This is a genomic window from Gordonibacter pamelaeae 7-10-1-b (assembly GCF_000210055.1).
Taxonomy (GTDB): Bacteria; Actinomycetota; Coriobacteriia; order Coriobacteriales; family Eggerthellaceae; genus Gordonibacter; species Gordonibacter pamelaeae.
This window is the reverse complement of sequence record NC_021021.1, coordinates 516,934-519,428: the sequence shown is the minus strand read 5'-3', so window position 1 is coordinate 519,428 and position 2,495 is coordinate 516,934. Positions and strand designations below refer to the sequence as shown.

General features: G+C 67.8%; 2 protein-coding genes and 2 pseudogenes. 3 read left to right on the top strand and 1 reads right to left on the bottom strand.

The window, feature by feature from the left end:
- A pseudogene (locus tag GPA_RS02450) lies at positions 1-1,088 on the top strand (hypothetical protein); the annotation flags it as partial.
- 327 nt (positions 1,089-1,415) lie between these two features.
- On the opposite strand, the gene GPA_RS02445 reads toward GPA_RS02450, so the two are convergent.
- The gene (locus GPA_RS02445) at positions 1,416-1,910 is read right to left on the bottom strand and encodes a YaiI/YqxD family protein (protein ID WP_041238836.1); all 495 of its coding nucleotides are present in this window, start codon (positions 1,908-1,910) and stop codon (positions 1,416-1,418) included.
- A gap of 205 nt (positions 1,911-2,115) precedes the next feature.
- Between GPA_RS02445 and GPA_RS02440 the strand changes: the two genes are divergently transcribed.
- Both GPA_RS02440 and GPA_RS18725 read left to right on the top strand, forming a co-directional pair.
- A complete protein-coding gene (locus GPA_RS02440) occupies positions 2,116-2,343 on the top strand; it encodes a hypothetical protein (RefSeq protein WP_015538833.1) in 228 nt (75 codons plus the stop codon).
- Positions 2,316-2,495, top strand: a pseudogene (locus tag GPA_RS18725) (D-alanine--poly(phosphoribitol) ligase); the annotation flags it as partial. The gene GPA_RS02440 and the pseudogene GPA_RS18725, both read left to right, overlap by 28 nt.

Sequence of the window (2,495 nt, the reverse complement as noted above, 5' to 3'; positions counted from 1 at the left end):
CGGACGTCGCGCCGCGAGGCAAGCTGCGCACGGCCTGTATAGCCGTGCTGGTCGTATCGGTGGCCGTCAGCGTGGCCGCGCTCGCGTTCTTCCTCGCATGCCGCCAGTACGCTTTCTCGCAGGGGCTCGCCCTGCGCAACGTCGTGTACGACGTGCCGACCTTCTGCGTGCTGGCCACGTGCTTCGTCGCCATCCCGTTCGCCGCCATAGGCGCGGCGGCGGGGCCGAGCAAGGATTACCGTATCGCTGGGTATGCCGTGCTCTGCGCGCTCGTGCTGCTCCCCGTCATGCTGTTCAGCTCGGCCCGCCTGGACGTTCCCGAGGAAACCGAGCTGCCCGACGGAACGATCGAGGTGGTGACGCCCGTGTGGTTGGACAAGCCGCGCGTGCGCTATGCCGTACCCGAAGGGCCCCTGTTCATGCGCCTGCTGCCCGAAGCAAGCGAAGCTGCGGTCCCCGAAGCGGAGGATCCGCTTCCGCGCGAGCAGTCGGGGCACTCCTACCATACGACCGGCACCATCGCATCCATCGACGAGGAGGCGCAGACGCTCGAGCTGGCGGTGACGGATTCGACCGAGTACCTTGCCGTTGGCGAGCGCGTGACCGTCGAATGCGCGATGGCCGAGCATTTCGACGTCCCGTTCGACGAGCTCGCGGTGGGGGAGACGGTGCAGATCCGCTCGACCGAGGCCTGCGCGGACAGGGTCATCGTCGCGCAGAAGGTGTTCGTCGAGATCAGCGAGTACTACCGATCGGAAGGGGGTCCCGAGCGCAGCCTCGACGACATCCTCGCGTCGTACGATTGCCCCTACGCGATCACCGGCACGGTCACCTCGGCCGTCGGGGAGGGTGGGTTCTCGTTCCGTGTGGACGACGGGGGCGGATTCGTCGAGAACGGCACCGAGCTGCACGTGTCCGAAGCGTTCGTCGAGCGACGGCTGTACGGTATGAAGGGCTTGCAGTGGGGAATGGACGGGGTGATCATCGGGTTCTCCGACCTGCCGGCCGAGGGCGTGCTGCGCGCGAAGGTGATCGTCGGCAACGATGACACGTCGTCCGACTACTGGGAGAACATGCCCGCCGCATGATGCGCTGCAATGATGGCCTCGACCCCGCTTCGAACAACATGAGAAGGAGGCTCCGTTGACCGCCGATCGCCCCGATGATTTCCCGTACGAACCCAAGCGCGAGCCGAACGACCCTGCCATGCGAGAGGGGTACTGGCGCGTGGCGATGGGCTTGCAGGAGGTCGACGGGCTCAAGCCGTCGCCGTATCTGCGCGAGCTCGCTGGCGAGCACGTGCGCGGGGTTCGCGGTCTGGACGAAACGGGCGACATGATCCGCGCCTACTACGGGCGGAAGAAGGATGCGATCAACCAGCAGCAAGTGGGGGAGCGTGAGGCGCCCCTCGCCCTTCAGTCCCCCTCGCGCAGCGCCTTGTCGACGAGGCGTCGGAGGTTCGCGGCGAAGCGCTCGCGGTCGTCGTCCTCGAAGGCGGCGGGGCCTTTCGTCCGACCGCCCTGGCGGCGCACCTTCTTCTCCTCGTGGCGGATATGCAGGTCGAGGTCGATGGCAGCCAGCGTGAACACGCGCCCGCGCACGCCGATGGCCTGCGCGCCGCGCCCGAGCGCCATGGCTGCCAGCCCGATGTCCTGCGTCACCACGATGTCGCCGGGCTGGAGTTCCTGCACGATGGCGAAGTCGGCCGCGTCGGCTCCCACGCCCACGGGCAGCGTGTCTGCCCAGAACCCGTCGGTGGGCGAGCGCGGATCGCCCCGGCGCAGATGCCGTGCCAGATTCTGCGTTGAGTTGCCTGCGATGACGACCGGCACCCCGCAGGAGCGCGCCACGGCGAGCGCCTCGGCTGTGACAGGGCATGCGTCTGCATCCAGGAAGATCGTGGGTTTCATGCTGCCTCCGTCGTTTTCGTGATCCCTCTCCAGTATAGGGTTGAGAACCGTGGGGTTTGCGCGCATTCCGTAACGGGCCGGTGACCGTTCTGTCAGGAGTCTGTGGCCGTGACAGCGCTTCCATAATCGGGTCCTATCTTTGATCCGCCCGCTTGAGGAACGCAGCCGGGCTGCAACCACGACGAGAGAGACGGGGCGGTGGTAGATGGCAGAGGAGAACGGATTCCTGCAATCGGTTGAGGAGGCGGTGCGGTCGCGTCCGCAGGCGCCTGCCTACCGCGCGGCCGACGGGACGACGATGGCGTACGGGGAGTTGTGGAAGCTGTCGGACGCCATCGCCGCGGAGCTGGCCGCGCGAACGGACGACCGCGAGCCGGTCGTGGTCTGGGGCACAAGGCACCGCTCATGGTGGCCGGTTTCCTGGGCTGCTTGAAGAGCGGGCATGCGTTCGTGCCGGTGGACACGGAGATGCCCGCCGCGCGCCTCATGGACATCGTGTCCCAGCTGGGCGCGCCGCTTTTGGCGGCGACGGTGCCGCTGCCGGAGGCGCTGCGCGGCCGCGTGCCCGCCGGTCGCATCGTGGAT

Coding starts and splice junctions, on each gene's coding strand:
- GPA_RS02445 (WP_041238836.1), bottom strand. CDS start 1,910: ATGAAACCCACGATCTTCCTGGATGCAGACGCATGCCCTGTCACAGCC.
- GPA_RS02440 (WP_015538833.1), top strand. CDS start 2,116: ATGGCAGAGGAGAACGGATTCCTGCAATCGGTTGAGGAGGCGGTGCGG.